This is a genomic window from Cupriavidus sp. Agwp_2 (assembly GCF_040784895.1).
GTDB lineage: Bacteria > Pseudomonadota > Gammaproteobacteria > Burkholderiales > Burkholderiaceae > Cupriavidus.
The window spans coordinates 2,670,812-2,688,756 of sequence record NZ_CP088084.1 but is presented as its reverse complement, the minus strand read 5'-3'; the positions used below and the strand labels follow the sequence as shown (position 1 = coordinate 2,688,756).

18 protein-coding genes and 1 pseudogene are annotated in these 17,945 nt (G+C 68.6%); 11 read left to right on the top strand and 8 right to left on the bottom strand.

From position 1 onward, the window contains the following. Positions 1-76: 76 nt before the first annotated feature. Positions 77-217, bottom strand: a complete 141-nt coding sequence (locus tag LPA45_RS29900) for a hypothetical protein (protein WP_317921021.1) — start codon at positions 215-217, stop codon at positions 77-79. Between LPA45_RS29900 and LPA45_RS29895 the strand changes: the two genes are divergently transcribed. The 8 genes and pseudogenes from LPA45_RS29895 to LPA45_RS29860 all read left to right on the top strand — a co-directional run bounded on the left by LPA45_RS29895 (position 216) and on the right by LPA45_RS29860 (position 6,347). Then, positions 216-1,046, top strand: a complete 831-nt coding sequence (locus LPA45_RS29895; RefSeq protein ID WP_317921020.1) for a transporter substrate-binding domain-containing protein — start codon at positions 216-218, stop codon at positions 1,044-1,046. The two genes, LPA45_RS29900 and LPA45_RS29895, sit on opposite strands and share 2 nt — an antisense overlap. A 99-nt stretch (positions 1,047-1,145) precedes the next feature. Continuing rightward, positions 1,146-1,283 carry a hypothetical protein gene (locus LPA45_RS29890; protein ID WP_158577715.1) on the top strand — a complete coding sequence of 46 codons (138 nt, stop codon included), beginning with the start codon at positions 1,146-1,148 and terminating at the stop codon, positions 1,281-1,283. Continuing rightward, positions 1,280-2,023, top strand: a complete 744-nt coding sequence (locus LPA45_RS29885; RefSeq protein ID WP_317921019.1) for an amino acid ABC transporter permease — start codon at positions 1,280-1,282, stop codon at positions 2,021-2,023. Before LPA45_RS29890 ends, LPA45_RS29885 begins: the two co-directional genes overlap by 4 nt. Next, entirely contained in the window at positions 2,013-2,825 is an 813-nt protein-coding gene (locus LPA45_RS29880) for an amino acid ABC transporter permease (protein ID WP_116321894.1), read from the top strand. Before LPA45_RS29885 ends, LPA45_RS29880 begins: the two co-directional genes overlap by 11 nt. Then, on the top strand, positions 2,812-3,684 hold the full coding sequence (locus LPA45_RS29875; RefSeq protein ID WP_317921018.1) for an amino acid ABC transporter ATP-binding protein: 873 nt from the start codon (positions 2,812-2,814) through the stop codon (positions 3,682-3,684). The genes LPA45_RS29880 and LPA45_RS29875 overlap by 14 nt, the downstream gene beginning before the upstream one ends. Continuing rightward, positions 3,681-4,304: a cysteine dioxygenase family protein gene (locus LPA45_RS29870; RefSeq protein WP_317921017.1), complete on the top strand. Its 624-nt coding sequence runs from the start codon at positions 3,681-3,683 to the stop codon at positions 4,302-4,304. Before LPA45_RS29875 ends, LPA45_RS29870 begins: the two co-directional genes overlap by 4 nt. After that, positions 4,301-5,482: a cystathionine beta-lyase gene (metC, locus tag LPA45_RS29865; RefSeq protein ID WP_317921015.1), complete on the top strand. Its 1,182-nt coding sequence runs from the start codon at positions 4,301-4,303 to the stop codon at positions 5,480-5,482. The genes LPA45_RS29870 and metC overlap by 4 nt, the downstream gene beginning before the upstream one ends. A gap of 1 nt (position 5,483) precedes the next feature. Then, positions 5,484-6,347: pseudogene (locus LPA45_RS29860) on the top strand (FAD/NAD(P)-binding protein). Positions 6,348-6,497: 150 nt separating this feature from the next. Here the strand turns inward: LPA45_RS29860 and LPA45_RS29855 are convergent. After that, positions 6,498-8,729 carry a rhodanese-like domain-containing protein gene (locus tag LPA45_RS29855; RefSeq protein ID WP_317921013.1) on the bottom strand — a complete coding sequence of 744 codons (2,232 nt, stop codon included), beginning with the start codon at positions 8,727-8,729 and terminating at the stop codon, positions 6,498-6,500. 224 nt (positions 8,730-8,953) lie between these two features. Here LPA45_RS29855 and LPA45_RS29850 point away from each other — a divergent pair, with 224 nt between their 5' ends. Beyond that, a complete protein-coding gene (locus LPA45_RS29850; RefSeq protein WP_317921011.1) occupies positions 8,954-9,940 on the top strand; it encodes a tripartite tricarboxylate transporter substrate-binding protein in 987 nt (328 codons plus the stop codon). Between the two features lie 17 nt (positions 9,941-9,957). Continuing rightward, a complete protein-coding gene (locus tag LPA45_RS29845) occupies positions 9,958-11,604 on the top strand; it encodes a rhodanese-like domain-containing protein (RefSeq protein WP_376790666.1) in 1,647 nt (548 codons plus the stop codon). A 223-nt stretch (positions 11,605-11,827) separates the two neighbouring features. Here LPA45_RS29845 and LPA45_RS29840 read toward each other — a convergent pair whose 3' ends face one another. From LPA45_RS29840 to LPA45_RS29830, 3 genes are all read right to left on the bottom strand, one after another. Then, positions 11,828-12,673, bottom strand: coding sequence for an NrtA/SsuA/CpmA family ABC transporter substrate-binding protein (locus LPA45_RS29840; RefSeq protein WP_317921009.1), 846 nt, complete (start codon positions 12,671-12,673; stop codon positions 11,828-11,830). 99 nt (positions 12,674-12,772) lie between these two features. Beyond that, positions 12,773-12,913: a hypothetical protein gene (locus LPA45_RS29835; protein ID WP_317921008.1), complete on the bottom strand. Its 141-nt coding sequence runs from the start codon at positions 12,911-12,913 to the stop codon at positions 12,773-12,775. Further along, a complete protein-coding gene (locus tag LPA45_RS29830; RefSeq protein WP_317921006.1) occupies positions 12,910-14,199 on the bottom strand; it encodes an MFS transporter in 1,290 nt (429 codons plus the stop codon). Before LPA45_RS29830 ends, LPA45_RS29835 begins: the two co-directional genes overlap by 4 nt. A 186-nt stretch (positions 14,200-14,385) precedes the next feature. Here LPA45_RS29830 and LPA45_RS29825 point away from each other — a divergent pair, with 186 nt between their 5' ends. After that, positions 14,386-15,327, top strand: coding sequence for a LysR substrate-binding domain-containing protein (locus LPA45_RS29825; RefSeq protein ID WP_317921005.1), 942 nt, complete (start codon positions 14,386-14,388; stop codon positions 15,325-15,327). Here LPA45_RS29825 and LPA45_RS29820 read toward each other — a convergent pair. From LPA45_RS29820 to LPA45_RS29810, 3 genes are all read right to left on the bottom strand, one after another. Then, positions 15,296-15,601 carry a DUF2917 domain-containing protein gene (locus LPA45_RS29820; RefSeq protein WP_317921003.1) on the bottom strand — a complete coding sequence of 102 codons (306 nt, stop codon included), beginning with the start codon at positions 15,599-15,601 and terminating at the stop codon, positions 15,296-15,298. The genes LPA45_RS29825 and LPA45_RS29820 overlap by 32 nt on opposite strands. 112 nt (positions 15,602-15,713) lie before the next feature. After that, positions 15,714-16,748 carry a porin gene (locus LPA45_RS29815; RefSeq protein WP_317921056.1) on the bottom strand — a complete coding sequence of 345 codons (1,035 nt, stop codon included), beginning with the start codon at positions 16,746-16,748 and terminating at the stop codon, positions 15,714-15,716. A 73-nt stretch (positions 16,749-16,821) separates the two neighbouring features. Further along, complete coding sequence (locus LPA45_RS29810) at positions 16,822-17,826, bottom strand: tripartite tricarboxylate transporter substrate binding protein (protein WP_116321904.1); 1,005 nt, start codon at positions 17,824-17,826, stop codon at positions 16,822-16,824. Positions 17,827-17,945: the final 119 nt, after the last annotated feature.

Genomic DNA, 17,945 nt, shown 5'->3' with positions numbered 1-17,945 from the left:
GTGCCGATAAGCGTGGGGAAGAACGTTGGTCCCAGTAGTCGCCACAGGCTCTGTGGCGTCAATCCCCGCTCCCACGTCACTGCCGCCCTTTTTCGCGCAAGCGCATGTCGTGCGCGCGCCCGGCCGGCACGCTGTATATCCATATCCGAAAGCGTTCTTTGTTCACCGCGGCGCCGGGCGATAGCATCGTCTCCTCCTTGTTCTTATGACCAGACATGCCCGCTCTCCCGCTCCTTCGCTTCGCCGCCGCTGCGGCACTGTCCTGCCTTACCCTGAATGCCGCCTGGGCGGATGCCACGCTGGACCGCGTCAAGCAGCGCGGCAAAGTCTCCATCGGCGTGCTCGTCGGCGGCAGCCTGTTCGGCTCGATCGATCCCGTCACGCAGCAGCCCGTCGGCTGGAATCCCGATCTGGCGCGCGACCTGGCAAAGCGCCTGGGCGTGGAAGCCGAACTGGTTCCCGTGCAGCCTTCCAATCGCGTGCAGTTCCTGCAGCAAGGCAAGGTTGACCTGCTGATTGCGTCGATGGAATACAACCCCGAGCGCGGCGAGCTGCTCGGCCATGCGCCAACGCCGTTTTACCGCGTCGGCGGCACGGCAGCTGTGCTCAAGCGCAGCGGCGTCGCCAGGTGGGAGGATCTGCGCGGCAAGACCGTCTGCGCCTCGCAGGGCAGCAGCTACGTCAAGCCTTTGCAGGAGCAGTACGGCGCCCAGGTGCGTGGCTTCAAGACGTCCGCAGAATCGTTGCTGGCATTGAGGGGCGGACAGTGCGTCGCCGCGGTTCACGACGCGACATTGATTCACCCGCTGGTTCGCAGCAACCCTGACTGGGCCGACTATGCCGCGCCGATTTCCACCGAGATCCTGCCGGCGCCCTCCGTGGTCTGGACCCGCAAGGGCGAGACGGACACCATCGCCGCGGTGGACAAGATCGTCCAGGAATGGCACCGCTCGGGCTGGCTGATCGCCACGGAAAAGCGGCTCGGCATCACGCCTCCGCAGCCGCTGCTGCCCGAACTGCAAGCGCGCTTCAAGCACGCGTCCTGAGCCGGTCGCTCCGCACCTGCAGTACCTCCGCCTGAAGCAGGCATTCGGCCCGCTCAACCCCGGCAAGGGCCTGCCAGGCACCATTACCGAGATTTCTCCATGAGCGTTCTCCTGCTCGAGCGCGCCCACCGGGTGCGCCTCTCGCCGATCGTCCGCGCCAGCCAGCGTGCCACCGCACTGGCCGGCCACGGGCGCGACATCCTGGCCCTGACCGCCGGCGAGGAGGGGGTGGCATGACCGATTTCCTGGCCCCCGTGGTCGCGGCGCTCAAGCCGCTGGGGCTGAACTATGCCTTCGTCCTCGACGCCGGCGAACGTTCGGCCTTCCTGCGTGGCCTGGTTGTGACGCTGGAGCTTTGCCTGCTGACCATCCCCTGCAGCCTCGCCGCCGGCATCGTGCTGGCGGCAATGCTCACGTCCGGTCGGCGCGCGCTTGCCGCGCCGGCCCGCGCCTTCGTCGAGCTCACGCGCAATACGCCCACGCTCGTGCAGCTCTACTGCGCGTTCCTGGTGCTGAACATGCTCATCACCCAGCAGCTCGCCAGCCGCGGCACCGGCAACCCGCTGACGCCCTTCGTCTGGGTGGTGATCGTGGTCTCGCTGCACAAGGCGGTGTTCCATGCCGAGGCGCTGCGCGCCGGTATCGAGGCGGTGCCGCGCATCACGCTGGAAGCGGCGCGCTCGCTGGCCTTTTCGCGGCGCCAGCTGCTGCTCCAGGTTGAACTGCCGCTCGCGGTGCGCTTTGCGTTGCCGGCGCTCATCAACAACGTGGTGGACCTCGTCAAGATGACTGCGGTCGCCTCGGCCATCGCGGTCGGCGACGTGACCTATGAATCCATCATGATCTGGACGCAGCGCGACAACGTGCTGGAACTGCTGTTGCTGATCCTGGCCTGGTTCGGCCTGCTGACCTGGCTGGTCAGCCGGGCCGGCCGCTGGCTGGAAAATCACCTGAGGATGCCCGGCTATGGCCAGTGATTCGATGCTCCCGTCCGCCTTCGGCCGCCCCGCGTTGCCGGCGCGCGCGCTGCGCGACCCATGGGTGCTGGCCCTCGCCGCGCTGGCGGCGCTGCTGCTGTTCTGGAGCGTTACCGGCAGCACGCCGGCCGCGGTGCGCAGCCTCTGGACCTGGACCCCCGCGCTGCTGCGCGGGCTGCTGGCCAACATCGAGATCAGCGTGTTCGCCATGGGGCTCGGCACCGTCGTCGGCCTGGTGATCGGCGCGCTGTCGTTGTCGTCGCACGCGGCGCTACGCGTGTTCACGCGGACCTGGGTGCAGGCGTTCCGCAACGCCCCGGTGCTGGTACTGGTCTATTTCACCACCTACGTGTTCCCCTTCGAGTTGCACCTGGTGCACTGGACGTTTCCGTTTCCGGACTGGGTCAAGGTCGTGCTGGGCCTTGCGTTGCCGGCAAGCGCCAACGTTGCCGAGATCTTCCGCGGCGCGATCCAGTCGATTCCGAGCGCGCAGTGGGAGGCGGCGCAGTCCCTCGCCTTGCGACGCCGCCAGATCTTCCGCCTGGTCGTGCTGCCCCAGTGCCTGCGGCGCATGCTGCCACCGTGGATGAACCTGTACGCCAGCATCACCATGAGCACGTCGCTGGCGTCGCTGGTCGGCGTTCATGACGTGGTCGACACCGCGCAGGTTGCCAGCAACACCGTGGCGCGCACCGACTTCACGATCCTGGTCTATTTCACGCTGCTGGTCCTGTTTTTCGCCTACTGCTACCCGATTGCGCGCGCGACCCGCGCGCTGGAACGCCGCCATGAACGCCACTGAGTCCTTCCTGCGCCGGGACACCGGCAGCCATTCCACATCGCCACTGGTGCAGCTGCGCGACGTCCACCTGAGCTTCGGCGCGAACGCGGTGCTCAATGGCATCGATGTCGACGTGCGCCGCGGCGAAGCCGTCACCATCATCGGTCCGTCCGGTTCGGGCAAGAGCACCATCCTGCGCTGCATCACCGGGCTGCTGCGGCCGCAACGCGGGCAGATCCGCGTGGGCGACACCGCCGTCGAGACCTTGCGCGGCGAGGACGAATTCATTGCGTTGCGCAAGCGGGTGGGGTTCGTGTTCCAGCAGTACAACCTGTTTCCGCACCTGACGGTGCTGGAGAACCTGGTGCTCGCCCCGACCCGCGTGATCGGCCGCCCGCGCGCCGAGGCCGAGCGCGAGGCGCAATCGCTGCTCGCCAGGGTGCGGCTGTCGGAGAAAGCCGGTGCTTACCCGGGCGAGTTGTCCGGTGGCCAGCAACAGCGCGTTGCGATTGCGCGCGCGCTGGCGATGCAGCCCGAGCTGATCCTGTTCGACGAGGTGACCTCCGCGCTCGACCCCGAGACCGTCGGCGAAGTGCTGACCGTGATCCGCGAACTGGTTGAGGACGGCATGACCTGCGTATTGGTGACGCATGAAATGCGCTTTGCCGCCGAGATCAGCGACCAGATCTACTTTACCGAAACCGGCCGGATCGTCGAGCACGGCCCGCCGGCCCAGATATTCGGCAAGCCGCAGCACGAACGCACGCGCGCGTTCCTGCGCCGCGCGCTGGGTGCGATCCCGCGCCTGCCGGCCGAATTCGATGCCGCGTTCGCGCCGGCGCCTTCCTTCTTACCTGCTGACGGAGTCTCCGCACCATGAGCCATTCATCTCCCGCCGAACGCCAGGCGGCCCGCCGCAAGGCAGTGGCCGCCGCACTGACCGACATCCGGCGCCTGGCCGCGGGCCAGCCTGACCGCGACGCGCTCGACGCAGTGGCCGCGCGCCTGCAGGCACTGGCGGCGCAGCGCGAACTGTTCACCCGCGAGGACTTTCCGCCACCGGCGGATACGGCCAGCGGCGCTTCGACGCGCTACCGGCTGAATCCCGATGATGGTGACGACGCGGCCGCGCTGTACCTGAACTCGATCAATCCGGGCAAGACGACCATCCCTCACAACCACGATACCTGGGCCGTGATCGTCGCGGTGGAAGGCCGCGAGTTCAACCGGGTCTACCGCCGCACCGACGACCGCAGCGACCCGGCTTTCGCGCAGCTTGAAGTGGCGCGCGAGCTGACGGTCGAGCCGGGCACGCCAATCGCCTTCCTGCCTGACGACATCCACAGCATCCACGTGGTCGGCGACGCGCCGACGCTGCATTTCCACTGCTATGGCCGACCGCTCGAAACGCTGACGGGCCGCTATGGCGTGCGCCCGGAGAGCGGCGAGATAGTCAACTACAACGCCACGCAGATGCAACCGAGCAAGGTGTCGGGATGAGCGGCGCGGGCAGGCATACGCAGTTGCTGCATGCGGGGGCGGCGACGCTGCGCGACGGCGCGGGGCCGGTCAATGTGCCGGTGGTGAGGACCAGCACGGTACGCTTCGCCAGCCAGCAGGCACTGGAGTCGCGCCAGCACCGCCGCGCCGCCGGCGAACGCGTCGCTTCCTACGGCCGCCACGGGCTGGATACGCACGAGGCACTGGAGGACGCGCTGACCACGCTCGAAGGCGGCCATCGCGCATTCCTGGCGCCATCGGGGCTGTCGGCGATCACGCTGGTGCTGCTGGCCCTGCTCGGTCCCGGCGACCATGCACTGGTATCCGACAGCGTCTATGCGCCGGTGCGGCGCGTCGACAAGACGCTGCTGCGGCGGCTGGGCATCACCATCGAATACTTTTCGCCAGCGCATGACGACCTCGCCGCGCTGATCCGGCCCGAGACCAGGCTCGTCTACCTGGAATCGCCAAGCTCGTTGTTGTTCGAGGTGCTGGACCTGCCAGGGCTGGCGGCGGTGGCGCGCGAACGCGGCGTGCCGGTGGCCGTGGACAACACCTGGAGCGGCGGGTGGTTCCTGCAGCCCCTGCGCCTCGGCGCCAATATCTCGATCCAGGCCGCGACCAAATATATTGCCGGGCATTCCGACGTGATGCAGGGCGCGGTCGTCGTGGACAGCCCCGCGCTGGCGGAGCGCATCGCCGCCACGCACGAGGCCCTGGGCCTCGCCATCGGCGCCGATGATGCCTACCTGTCGCTGCGCGGTCTGCGCACGCTGCCGCTGCGCCTGGCCCAGCACCAACGCAATGCCACCGAGGTCGCGCAATGGCTGCAGCGCCACCCACAGGTGGGCCGCGTGTTCTACCCGGCGCTGCCGGACGACCCTGGCCACGCGCTGTGGCAGCGCGACTTCAGCGGCGCGAGCGGGCTGGTGTCGTTCGCATTCCGCGATGCAGGCGCCAGCGCGGCCAGCGAATTTGTCGATGCGTTGCGGTGGTTCTCGATCGGCGCTTCCTGGGGCGGCTACGAAAGCCTCGCGCTGGTCGCCCCGCCGGAACGGCTGCGCGAGCACCGCACGTGGCAGGGCAATACGCCAGTGGTGCGGCTGCACGTCGGGCTCGAAGACACACAAGACCTGCTGGCCGATCTCGACCAGGCCTTCCACCGTACCCTGACCTGATATGAGCGATCCGGATCAACTCGCCCGCGAAGCGCTGCGCCTGCTCGGGCCGGCGCCAGAAAACTGGGTGCCGCCACGCGACGGCTTCGACCACAACGTACTGAGCGTCGGCGGCGGCCAGGGCAGCAGCGCCTTTGCGTATGCCCTGCGCCGCGCCGGCATCGGCGGCGTGTCGGTGATCGACGCCGCGCCCGACGCCACGCAAGCCGGCGTCTGGCTGACGCGGGCGCGCATGCACAAGCTGCGCACCGTCAAGAACCTGGTTGGCCCCGAACCGGGCGTCACCGCGCTGGGCTTCCAGGCCTGGTACGAGGCCCGCCATGGCAGCGAGGCTTACGCAGCGCTGGACCGCATCCCGCGCACCGACTGGGCCGCCTATCTCGACTGGTTCCGCCGCTTCCTCGATATCGAGGTCCGCTACGGCACCCAGCTCACGGAGATCGCGCCGCACAAAGGCGCTGCCGTCCCAGGGCTGGCGGTGCAGCTCGTCGTGAACGGTCAGGCGCGCACGGAAACCACGCGCAAGCTCGCGCTGGCGCGATCGCTACACGCCGCCCACCGGCGAGTGCGACGACGCATTGGGGGCATCGCCTTATCTCGGCGATGGCCTGCAGTACAACGAGAAGGTCCCGGGCACCGCCCCGTGGCTGGGTGCGATCCACGTCTACAACCCGGCCGGCTATGCCACCGTCGGCGTACCCCTGGGCGACGGCCGAGCATGCGGCGCGACATCCCGGCCGCGGTGCGGCGCATCGGCGAGGACCTGTTCCTGGCCGACCTCGACCTGCATGAGGCCCGGGCCCGCGTCGACGTGGAGCCGGACTTCAGTCCCGAGCTGTATGCGGGAGCAGTCTGGCGCGGGTGAGTGGGGTGCAGCCGGGGCATGCCATCAGTGCCTGCCCCGGCGGCTACGCGCTATGGCTTGCCGCCGTACTGCTGCTGAAGCTGCACCAGCAGCGGCGAGCGCGGCACCAGGTCGAGACGGGCCTCCAGCCCGATCAGCCAGACGCCCATCTCAGTGCGCCAGGAGCCGGATGCCGATGTCCCCTTCGCGCTCAAGCTGCGCAACCAGTCCGATCTCCCAGTCCAGGTAGGCCCGGAATCCTGCATCGCGCAGCGCTACGTCGGCGTGGTGGTACGGGCTGTACCAGTAATCCTCCTCGCCGGTCAGCACGCCCTGCGCGCCGCTGCCGGTGGGCAGCCCCGCCGCCGTCCATGCTTGCGTGCCTCCGGCCAGGTAGCGCACGTCACGGCCGCTGCGCGCCGCCAGTTCCGCCGCCACAATGCGCGCCAGCACACCGTCCGATGACGTGACCAGCAACGTTTCGGCGGCGGGAATCCCGGCAATCAGCGCCTCTAGCCGGTCCGGCACCGCGAACTGCGCGCCGGCAACATGGCGCTTCTCGTAGGCGGCGCGCCGCTCGACGTCGAAGACGCGTGCCCCGCCTGCCTGCAACAGCGCATCGGCCTGCTGCGCCGACACCGGCTGCGCCGCGTGCCGCGACGTCAGCACGCGAAGCGGCTCCGCGCCGGTGTCGACCGCGGCGTCGGGCGACGGGGCATACACGAACACCTCGTGCGCGCCCAGTTGCGCCAGCCACGCACCGGTGGTCAGCGCCCGCACGCCGTCCCAGTCGGCGAGCACGATCCGCGCATGGCGCGTTGCCGCGTATTCGTCCGTGGCTTGCACCAGTTGCCCGCCAGGCGCCCAGCGCCAGCCCGGCAGGTGGCCGGCCTCATATTCGGCGCGCGTGCGCACATCGAAACGATACAAGGTGTGCTGTCCGGCTTCTCGCTCCAGCCGCGCCAGGCCGGCGGCATCGAGACGGCGTACACCGGCGCGCGAGGCGACAGCCTCGGCACGGCCACGGGCGGCTTCACGTGCCGCCTCCGCCGGTTCGGGCAGCGGTGTATGGCGACCGTGGGCCAGCGTGCGGCCATCCAGCAACCAGGCCATGGTGCCGTCCTTGAGCGAGACCACCGGGTTGGGCACCCCCGCGTCGATCAGCGTCTGTGCGCCGACGATGCTGCGGGTGCGGCCCGCGCAGTTGACCACGACCAGCGTTTCCGGCCGCGGCGCCAGCTCGCCAATGCGGTAGACCAGTTCCGCGCCGGGCAGGCTGTGCGCGAAGGGCAGGCTGAAGTCGGCAAACTCCTCGGTGGTGCGGCTATCCACCACCACCAGGTCGTCGCCGCGCTCGATGCGTTGCTGCAGTTCGTCGGCGCTGATCCAGGGCGTGTGCTTCTGGTGCTCGATCACTTCGCCGAAAGCCTTGCTGGGGACGTTGCTGCCGGAGAACACCTCGAACCCCGCCGTCGCCCATGCCTGCGTGCCGCCGGTCAGCACCGACACGTTGCGCCAGCCCAGCCGCAGCAGCTTGGCGGCCGCCTGGTGCGCCAGGCGATCGCCGCCATCGCCACCATCATCGCCATCAGTCAGGACGATGCGCGTATCGCGGCGCGGCACCAGGCGGTCGATCAACAGTTCAAGCCGCCACAGCGGTGCCGAAGCCGCAAGCAACAGGTGCCCGCGCACAAAGACGCCGGTCTCGCGCACGTCCAGCAGCGCGATCTCGTCGCCATCCGCCAGCGCCGCCTTCAGCGCGACCGCGTCGATGGCGGCATGGGCGATATGCCTGGGCGGCCCGAAGTGCCGATAGCTGCCGCCCGCGGCGCTTTCAAACACCACGCGCCCGCTCAGGCGGTCGAGCGCCAGGCCATAGAAATGCAGGTGCAGGCCGGGCTCATTGCCGATCAGCTCGATGGTATGGACGTCGTCGGGCAACAGCGTCACGGAGCTGCCGCTCGCGACATCGCTGCGACCGGTCTCGGTCAGGCGGTCGCGTACGGGGTCGTCGGTGGCTTCCCGGCGATAGAAGACATTGCGCTCATTGCCGGTGATGCCGGCAATGATGGCCCACGTGGTGTGGTCATGCGGCGGCTGTGCCTTGCCCGGCAGCCCGGCGGAGACGTACAGCGCATAGCGGCCATCGAGATCCTCCGAGAGGCGATAGACCTGCGCGGGATTGTCGGCCGAGACAGGAAAGTGCGCCGCCGGGAACAAGTCGCGTTGCGCGCCCAGCCGCTCCAGCGCTCGCGCCACGGTCTGCAGCGTCTCGCGGCCAGGATGCGGGGCACGCTCCAGCAACTGTCTTGCCTCGGCGATGAAGGCGGCCACGGCCGCGTGGCGCCGGCTGGCAACGTCGCTGCCCGGCACCGCTGATGGGGAAAGGTTCTGTTGGGTCATGCGCCGACTTTAACGCCGCCATGAAGCGGTGCAAAAGAAGGCTTTCGAGTATCAACATGCTGCCCGCGTCCATCGCCGCCCGTCGCGGCCAGCGGCATGCCGCATATCCATAGGCTCAAACATTCGTTGGTGCGGGCCGGCCGGATTCGTAAGCTTGATGGTCCTGTCAGGCCTTCGCACTTCCGTGCCCACAACGGCCTGCAGGCTCCCTTCCAGGTCTTGCCATGCTCCGCCGCAACTTTCTCCGCGCTCTCCTTGCTCTTTCGCCAGCGATGCTGGCCGCCATGCCGCTTCCGGCGACTGCCGCCGACGCGGCGTTTCCCACGCGCCCTGTGCGCATCGTGGTGCCGGTCGCACCCGGCGGCAGCGCTGACAAGCTGGCGCGCACGCTTGCCACCCGGCTCAGCGAAGTGTGGCAGCAACCGGTGATGGTAGACAACGTGGTCGGCGCCAGCGGCACCATCGGCGCGGCGCAGGTCGCGAAGGCCAGGCCGGACGGCCACGTGCTGCTGCTTGGCGGCGAAGGCGTGACGCTTAACGCCTCGCTGTTCAAGAACCTGCCGTATGACACCAGCCATGCCTTCCGCGGCGTCACCAAGGCCGTGGTGAACCCGCAGGTGCTGGTGGTCAGGCCGGACCTGGGGGTACGAAGCTTCCAGGATTACCTGGCCCTGGCCCGCCGCAAGCCGGGAGAACTGGCGCTGGGGCTGCCCGGCAATGGCGGCATCGCGCACGTCGCCCATGAAATGTTGTCGCGCCAGCTTGGCTTCAAGGTCAACTACATTCCTTATCCCGGAGGAGCGCCGGCTACGGTGGACCTGCTCGGCGGCCATATCGACGCCACGCTGATCACACTGGCCGCGGTGACCGACTATGTACGGGCAGGCAAACTCACGGCGCTGGCGGTCACCACGCCGTATCGCTCCAGGGCACTCCCGCAGGTACCCACGCTGGCCGAGGCCGGCGCCGCGGGATTCTCCGTGGAGAGCTGGCAAGGACTGCTTGCCCCCGCTGCGACCCCGGCCGCCGTGGTTGACCGTATCAGCCGCGATGTGGCGGCGGTGCTGCAAGCACCCGCCACGCGCAGCCAGCTGGAGGATGCGGGCTATGTCGTGGTTGCCTCGTCGGCGCAGGAGCTGGATGCCACGCTGTCGCGCGACCTGCCCCGCTACGCCTCCGTGATTGCCTCATCCGGCATCGCCTTGCGCTGACAGCCGCCATCACAACAATGACCGACATGACCCATACCATCGACGCCGCCACGCTGCGCAACTGGCTGAATGATGGCCAGTCGTTGGCCCTGTTCGACGTGCGCGAGCATGGCCAGTACGGCGAAGGCCATCCCTTCTTTGCCGTCCCCCTGCCCTACAGCCGCCTGGAACTGGAGGTTGGCCGCCTGGCGCCGCGCCACGCGGAGCGTATCGTCTTGCTCGACGACGGTGCCAGCGACGTGGCAGCGCGCGCTGCGCGCCGGCTTGCGCAACTTGGCTACGCTGACGTGACGTTGCTGGCCGGCGGTGCGCCTGCCTGGGCGGCCGCCGGATACACCTTGTTCAAAGGCGTGAACGTGCCTTCCAAGACGTTTGGCGAACTGGTCGAGCATATCCAGCACACGCCGCGTCTGAGCGCCGATGCATTTGCCGCGCGCCGGGCCGCCGGTGAGCCGTTCGTGCTCGTGGACGGCCGCACCGGGGAAGAACACCGCAAGATGACCATCCCCGGCGCACTGGGGTGTCCCAACGGAGAACTGGCGCTGCGCCTGCCGGCTCTGCTGACCAATCCGAATACGCCAGTTGTCGTGCATTGTGCGGGGCGCACGCGCAGCATCATTGGCGCCCAGACGGTGTTGAACCTCGGCTTGCCCAACCCGGTGCTCGCGCTGGAGAACGGCACCCAGGGCTGGTATCTGGCAGGCCATGCGCTGGAACACGGCAGCGAGCGCTTCGCCGACGCCGTAGCCACCACGCCCCTTCTGCAGGTTGCCCGCGATCGATCCGCCACGCTGCTGCGGCGCTTCGGCCTGCCGTCCCTGTCTACGGCACACGCGCAGCAATGGCTCGATGACGCGCACCGCACGACCTACCTCTTCGATATCCGCACCGCGGAGGAATTCGTCCGGCACTCGATCGAAGGCGCCATCCACGCACCCGGCGGGCAACTGGTCCAGGCCACGGACCGCTATATCGGCGTGCGCGGCAGCCGTGTCATCGTGTTCGACGATGACGGTGTGCGCGCACCTGTGATCGCCAGCTGGCTGCACCAGCTGGGCTATGAGAGCGCCGTCCTTGCCGATGGCCTGGATGCGGCCGTCAAGGTGCGGGCGTGGCCGCAGCCGGACCTCGGCGGAGGCCCGCGTGTACTCGACGCCGGGCAACTGCGCAAACTGCACGGTGAAGCCGCAGCACTGGCGATCATCGATCTGCGCGAAAGCGCCGCGTTCGATCAGGGCCACGCGCAAGGCTCGGTATGGTCGATCCGGCCGCGCCTGCTGCAAGCGCTGCAGTCACTACGCACGACGCCGGAGGATCCCGTGGTATTGCTCGCGAGCGAGCCCGATGTGGCTGCCCTCGCCTGGAAAGACCTGGTGGACGCGGGCTACGGCAATGTCTTCCGCACCGACGAAGGCTATCAAACGTGGCTGTCGGCCGGGCTGGCGCCAGCCGTGGATGCCGAGCCGTTGCCCCCGGCTACGCGCATCGATTACCTGTTCTTCGTGCATGACCGCCACGAAGGCAACCAGGACGCGGCCAGGGCGTACCTGGCCTGGGAGACCGGGCTGATCGCCCAGTGCGAGGAAGATGAACTACAGGTGTTCCGCATTCCGGCGGATACGCGTAGCTCGCCGCCCGAGGCGGGCGCGACAAGGAGCGCATAGCACAGTCAGGACGCGCCGCTCCGTCCACGTTGCTCCGCAAGGGCCAGCCGCCCGCCCCCGCCACCTTGCCCTGCGGGGGCGGGGGCGCAGGGCATGCTAGAACAACGCCCCCGTCGGCGGCACGCCGAACGTCTTGCCCTTCCCCGCCAGTTCCAGCACGCGGCGCGAGAACGGTTCATCACGGGTGCCGACGTGCTGCTCGACCGCGAAGAAGTGGGGCGCCTTACACCCGGACCGAGTAGTCGGCGACGTTGATTTTCTTCGGCAGGATGCGACGTGCCGACAGCCAGTCGGCGGCGCGCTGGAAGTCCGCCAGGAACGCCTTGTCGTCGGCCTCGTAGAACTTGTTCTTGCGGCGCAGCGAGACCAGGTGGTCACGTACCGCGTCGCTGTACTTGCCCTCCTTCTGCGCGAACAACTCTGCTTGCGGGCCGTTCTCGTCGAGCCATTTTCCTTCGATCCGATAGGCGTCGATCACCGCGCGCACCAGCGCCGAGTTTTCCGTCGCGAAGCGGCGCGCGGTCACCAGCGAGGAATAGTCGATCAGGAAATCGAGGTCGCTGCCCTCGAAGAAGATGGTCCTGGCATCGAACTGCTGGCGTGCGATGTCTACCCCCGGCGACCACATCGACCAGGCATCCACCTTGCCCTGGCCGAAGGCGGGCGCTGCGTCCGGCGGGTTCAGGTAGACGAACTCCACCCTGGACCGGTCGATGCCGTTCTTCTCCAGCGCCGCCACCAGCAGGAACTCGCCCAGTCCGGAACGGTTGACCGCGACTTTCTTGCCGGCAAGGTCGCGCACCGAGCTGATGCCCGAGTTCTTCTTGACGATGATCGCCGTGCTGCGCCGGCCGTACACATTGAACTGCGCAAAGACCAGCGGCGAACCGGCGATCATGGCCGCCAGGGCCGGCGTGGTGCTGCCCCAGAAGCCAAAGTCCGCGCTGCCGCCCACCACCGCCTGCAGCGACGGGGCATGATTGGGGAACGGGCCGACCCATTCGACCTTGATCCCCTTGGAAGCCAGGTTTTTCTCGAATTCGCCGCGTTCGCGGGCGATCAGCGGCAACCCGCAGGAACGAAGATGTCAGGATATGAATATGCGGTTTCCGGCGAGGCTCGCACCTCGACTGGCCCGGCGCGACTTTTGTCACGCGACCCCCGACCACTAGCGGCACAGCGCCATCAGCTGCACCCACGCCAGCGCATAAGCCGGATCGAGCCACGCAGCCAGTGCCGCCGCGCACACGGCCGCGAGGCTGAGCGCCGACAGCCACGCACCGAGTGCCGGTCCGCAGCGCGGCGTCATGTCCGCGCCGGCGCGAGGCCGGCCCTGACGATCTGCCGGTCGTCGATCGGCCAGTGCAGCGCCGCGGCCAGCACGCCCAGCACCATGGCGCCGAACCAGACCGGCTCGTACGAACCCGTCAGCTCGAACACCAGCCCGCCCAGCCATACGCCGAAGAACGAGCCAAGCTGGTGGCCGAAGAACACAAAGCCGAACAGCGTGGCGAGGTAGCGCACGCCAAACACCTGCGCGAGGATCCCGTTGGTCAGCGGCACGGTGCCGAGCCACAGGAAACCCATCGCGGCGCAGAACAGGTACAAGGTAGGCGTGCCCAGCGGCAGCAGCAGGAACAGCGCCATCGCCGACGTGCGCGCGAGGTAGATGCCGGCGAGCAGGTACTTTTTGCTGTGGCGTCCGCCCAGGAGGCCGAACACGTAGATGCCGGCCACATTGGCCAGCGCGATGATGGCAAGCGCTGCCATGCCGTCGGCCGGACGCATGCCGCGATCCAGCAGATACGCGGGCAGGTGGCTGGCGATGAAAGCCAGCTGGAAGCCGCATGCCAGAAAGCCAAGGTTCAGCAGCCAGAAGCCGGAGTGGCTGAACGCCTCGCGCACGGCGGCCAATAGCGGCAGTTCGCCGGCAGCCGCGCTGGCTGTATTGCCAACGGGCGCCGGCGCCTCGGCGGCCCGATCCTGGAAAGGCAGCGCCAGCGGCAGCACCACGGCCAGCGCGACGGCGAGCATCAGCAGCGTGCCGGCCCATCCCGATGCAACCAGCAGCCCCTGCGTAGCCGGCACCAGCGCGAACTGCGCGATGCCGCCGACGGCGCCGGCCAGGCCCAGCGCGCGGCTGCGCTGCGCGGCGTCGGTCATCCGGCTCAGCGCGCCGTACACCACGCCGAAGGTCGTGCCGGACAGCGCGATGCCGATGCACACGCCTGCCGACCAGACCAGGGCCGGCGACGTGTCCGCCTGCGTCATCCCGTACAGCCCGGCGGCATAGAGCACCAGTCCGCCGGCCATCACCTTCCATGAGCCGTACCGGTCGGCCAGCATGCCGGTGAAGGGCTGCGCCAGTCCCCACGTCAGGTTCTGCACCGCCATCGCAAAGCCGAAGGTCTCGCGGGTCCAGCCGCGCTCGCCGATGATGGGCAGCAGGAACAGCCCCTGCACATGGCGCACGCCCAGCGCCAGGCCCATCAGCACGCCGCCGGCCAGCACCACCACCCACAGCGTTCGCCACCACGGCGTGGCGGCTTGCTGAGGAGCGATGGCGGCGGACGGATGCGGCAGGCGGGTGGTCATGACGGCCCTTGTCGGACGATGGCGCCGGCAGGCGCGGGATGGCTCTATTGCAGCCGCCCCGGCGCCCTGCTTCAAGCGATCATTCTGTCGTTTTGCCATGCGCACGACGCATGGCAAAGACTCAACGGATCGTGCTGTAATGGAGCTTCCCGCGTCTGTCCGCCGTGTTTGCCAGGAGGCCCTCGCATGTCAGTGCCGCTCGTCAGACTGTTCCCGCTCGACCTGCTCAAGGGCTTCGTCGCCGTTGGCCGGCGCATGAGCATCACCCAGGCAGCTGATGACCTGTGCCTGACGCAGTCGGCGGTCAGCCGGCAGATCCACGCGCTGGAAGAGCAGCTGAAGGTGCCGCTGTTCGTGCGCAAGCATCGCGGCGTCGCCTTCACCGCCGAGGGCGAACGCTTGTTCCGCAGTGCCGACAGCGCGCTGCAGCAGTTGCAGGACGTGGTCGCCGAGGTACGCCGCATCGAGGGCCAGCGGCCGGTCACGGTCACCGCCAGCATCGGCGTCACCGGCTTGTGGCTGCTGCCGCGGCTGGGGAGCCTGCAGAAGACGCATCCGCACCTGGATGTGCGCCTGTCCGCCAGCAACCGCATCAGCGACCTGCGCGCCGAGGGCATCGACCTCGCCGTGCGCTATTGCCGCGATGCCGCGGCGCCGCCCGGTGCCGTACGCCTGTTCGGCGAGCACATCGCCCCGGTCGCCCATCCGTCGCTGGTGCGCGAGGTAGCCGGGGCGGCCGGGCACGACGAGGCGCTGCTGCGCCTGCCGCTGCTGGAATTCGACGATCCCCGCCCGTGGCTGCAGTGGCGCAGCTGGCTGGAGCCAGGCGGCTACCATCAGGCGAGCCAGCGCGGCATGCTGCGCTTCAACCAGTACGACCAGGTCATCCATGCCGCGCTGGCGGGCCAGGGCATCGCTCTGGGGCGGCTGGAGCTGGTGCGGCCGCTGATCGATGGCGGCCAGCTGGTGATCGTGCCGACGGCGCTGCAAGCGCCGCCGAGCCCTAACGCGTACTGGCTGGTCCATGCCTCGGACGATCCGCGCGAGGATGTCAGGCGCGTGGCCGAATGGATCTGCCTTGAAGCCGCGCACACCGTCAGGACGCCCGGGCGCTCCCCAGCCACCTGAATCGCCCGAGCCACGACGAACCGGCGCCGCGGGAGCGCGGCGGCGCTTCGATCTGGCACAACGCGGGGCCGGCGCCATGCAGCGCGGCGATGAACACGTCGGCGTCGCGATGCAGCCGGTAGCGCTCGCCGGGCGCGAGCATCACGTCAGGCGACGGCCGCTCCCCCGCTTCGAAGGTCAGCCACAGGCTGCCGCCGCGGCAGACCAGTTCCGCGCCGGCGCGCAGTCGCAGGCGCCGGCATTCCGCTTCCAGGAAAAGAATGCATGAGGACATGAAAGGCTCCGGTTGGCCTTTCCATTGTGCGAAGCGGCGTGCTGGCTTGCCATGAGCATTGTGTCGGCGTGGGATACCCGGACGGCATGCCATGCGCGCCGCCCGCCCACCCTCAAAACCGATGCCGCAACCCCACGCTCACCGACCTGGCATCGTCGCCACTGCCAGGATCGACCGCGATGCTGTTGATGCTGGCGCTGCCGCCCGGGCTGTTATGCACCCACACCGCCCGCATGTACGCCGTGGTGCGCTTGCTCAGGTCATGGTCCCAGCCGATGGTCATGGCCAGCGGCCGTTCCCCGCCGCCCAGGATCTGCCGCTTGATTGCCGCGGCCTTGAAGGTGTCGCGCGGCGTTACCGTCCAGCTGAAGGTCACGCCATAGTGGCGCGCCGAGCGGGTATCGGGACGGTTGCTGCTTGCCGCGCTGAACAGCAGGCCGACCTCCACCGGCCTGAAGCGGTAGGAGCCGCCGACAAAGTGGTTCGACGTCAGCGTCGGCGTGATCGGCAGGTTGGCGCCGGTGTACATGCCCTGGTAGCTGTAGAAGGCATAGGCATTGCCGGCCTCGTAGGTCGCGTTCATGCCGAAGTTCAGTCCCGAGCGCGGCGAGCCCGGCACCTCGCCCGGCGCCACCGCGGCGCCGAAAGCGAAGCCACCCCAGTTGGGCGAGAAGTACTGCACCGCGTTGTCGAAGCGCGCGCCGTAGGCCACATGGCCAGTGCCCTGCGATGCCGTGGCGCTGAGCAGGTTGAACGGCGACACCGCGCCGTTGAGCAGGAACGGGTCGAGCCGCAGCAGCGCATAGAACGATGGCGTGTACTGGCGGCCGAGGCGGAATTCGCCCCAGCCGTCGGACAGTCCCATGTAGGCCTGCCGCCCGAACAGCCGGTTATTGCCAAAGAACTCGGTGCCGTTGTCGATGTTGAAGCCCGACTCGACCAGGAAGTTGGCCTTCAGGCCGCCGCCCAGGTCTTCGATCCCGCGGATGCCCCAGCGCGACGCCGCCTGCTGGCCTTCGCGCATCCGCACCACGCTGTCGGAGCCCCTGGCATATTCGATCGACGCATCGACCACGCCGAACAGCTGCATCGTGCCCGCTGCCGCATTGCCGCCCGCCAGTGCCGCCCCTGCCATTCCCATTGCCATCCACTGTCTAGCCTTCACGCTGCTTGTCTCCCGTCCTCGTTGTTGTCCTCATTGTTGTCGTCGCGTGCGGCGTTCATTGCGCCTTCAGCCCCGCCACCTTCACCACCTCGCCCCACGCCGCCAGGTCCGCGCTGACGAGCTTCGCCAGTTCGGCCGCGCTGGCCGGCGTGGCCGGCTTCAGGTTCATCGCGGCGAAGCGCTCGCGGTCTTCAGGCGATTGCAGGATCCGGTTCACCTCGGCGTTGAGCCGCGCGACGATCGGCGCGGGCAAGCCCCTGGGCCCGAACAGCGCGACCCAGCTGGCTTGCTGGAACGGCACACCCTGCTCGGTCATGGTCGGCACATCCGGCGTGGGCAACAGCCGCTCCGGGCCGGAGACAGCGATGCCGCGGATGCGGCCGGATTTCAGGTGCGGGATGGATGAGACGGAATCGGTAATGCCGATGATCACGTGCCCCGCCGCCAGGTCGTTGCTGCACTGGGTAGCGGTCTTGTAGGGGATATGGCGCAGGTGGATGCCGGTCTTCGCCTTCAGGTACTCCATCGCCAGGTGACCGCCCGAGCCGACGCCCCACGAGCAGTACGCCAGCTCGGCCTTGCTGGCCTTCACATAGGCCAGCAGTTCCTGCAGGTTGCGCGCCGGCACGCTGGCGCTGACGGCAAGCAGGTTGCCGCCGGGCGCGCTGGGCCGCGCGATCGGCGTGAAATCCTTGACCGGGTCATAGGGCAGCGACGGCGTGGTCCAGGGGTTCACCGTCAGCGTGGCGGAATAGGTGAACAGCAGCGTGTAGCCGTCCGGCGCTGCGCGGGCCACGGTCTCGCTGGCGATGATACCGTTAGCGCCAGGGCGGTTGTCGACGACGACCGGCTGCTTCAGCGCCGTGGTCAGGCGCTCGGCGACCAGCCGTGCGGTCTGGTCGGTCACGGTGCCGGCGCCCGAGGGCAGCACCATGCGGATCGGTCGGTTAGGGTAGTTCGGGTAAGCGGCTTCGGCGTGCGCGCCAGTGGCGCCCGTCAAGGCCAGCGCCGCAACGAGGGCCGTGCCCGCCCGGCGGGCGCCAGTGTGATGGCTGAACATGCTGCTGTCTCCGTGCGGCGCATTGGCCGCGCTGTGCCGGTGCGTTGCCGGCTTTGCTGTGAACGGGCGCTCGCCGGCGCCCTGGGTAATGGTGCTCAAAGGGGGCTCAAATGGGGCTC

Coding starts and splice junctions, on each gene's coding strand:
- LPA45_RS29895 (WP_317921020.1), top strand. CDS start 216: ATGCCCGCTCTCCCGCTCCTTCGCTTCGCCGCCGCTGCGGCACTGTCC.
- LPA45_RS29880 (WP_116321894.1), top strand. CDS start 2,013: ATGGCCAGTGATTCGATGCTCCCGTCCGCCTTCGGCCGCCCCGCGTTG.
- LPA45_RS29830 (WP_317921006.1), bottom strand. CDS start 14,199: ATGACCACCCGCCTGCCGCATCCGTCCGCCGCCATCGCTCCTCAGCAA.
- LPA45_RS29870 (WP_317921017.1), top strand. CDS start 3,681: ATGAGCCATTCATCTCCCGCCGAACGCCAGGCGGCCCGCCGCAAGGCA.
- LPA45_RS29825 (WP_317921005.1), top strand. CDS start 14,386: ATGTCAGTGCCGCTCGTCAGACTGTTCCCGCTCGACCTGCTCAAGGGC.
- LPA45_RS29900 (WP_317921021.1), bottom strand. CDS start 217: ATGTCTGGTCATAAGAACAAGGAGGAGACGATGCTATCGCCCGGCGCC.
- LPA45_RS29835 (WP_317921008.1), bottom strand. CDS start 12,913: ATGACGCCGCGCTGCGGACCGGCACTCGGTGCGTGGCTGTCGGCGCTC.
- LPA45_RS29815 (WP_317921056.1), bottom strand. CDS start 16,748: ATGGCAATGGGAATGGCAGGGGCGGCACTGGCGGGCGGCAATGCGGCA.
- metC (WP_317921015.1), top strand. CDS start 4,301: ATGAGCGGCGCGGGCAGGCATACGCAGTTGCTGCATGCGGGGGCGGCG.
- LPA45_RS29810 (WP_116321904.1), bottom strand. CDS start 17,826: ATGTTCAGCCATCACACTGGCGCCCGCCGGGCGGGCACGGCCCTCGTT.
- LPA45_RS29855 (WP_317921013.1), bottom strand. CDS start 8,729: ATGACCCAACAGAACCTTTCCCCATCAGCGGTGCCGGGCAGCGACGTT.
- LPA45_RS29850 (WP_317921011.1), top strand. CDS start 8,954: ATGCTCCGCCGCAACTTTCTCCGCGCTCTCCTTGCTCTTTCGCCAGCG.
- LPA45_RS29845 (WP_376790666.1), top strand. CDS start 9,958: ATGACCGACATGACCCATACCATCGACGCCGCCACGCTGCGCAACTGG.
- LPA45_RS29890 (WP_158577715.1), top strand. CDS start 1,146: ATGAGCGTTCTCCTGCTCGAGCGCGCCCACCGGGTGCGCCTCTCGCCG.
- LPA45_RS29885 (WP_317921019.1), top strand. CDS start 1,280: ATGACCGATTTCCTGGCCCCCGTGGTCGCGGCGCTCAAGCCGCTGGGG.
- LPA45_RS29875 (WP_317921018.1), top strand. CDS start 2,812: ATGAACGCCACTGAGTCCTTCCTGCGCCGGGACACCGGCAGCCATTCC.
- LPA45_RS29820 (WP_317921003.1), bottom strand. CDS start 15,601: ATGTCCTCATGCATTCTTTTCCTGGAAGCGGAATGCCGGCGCCTGCGA.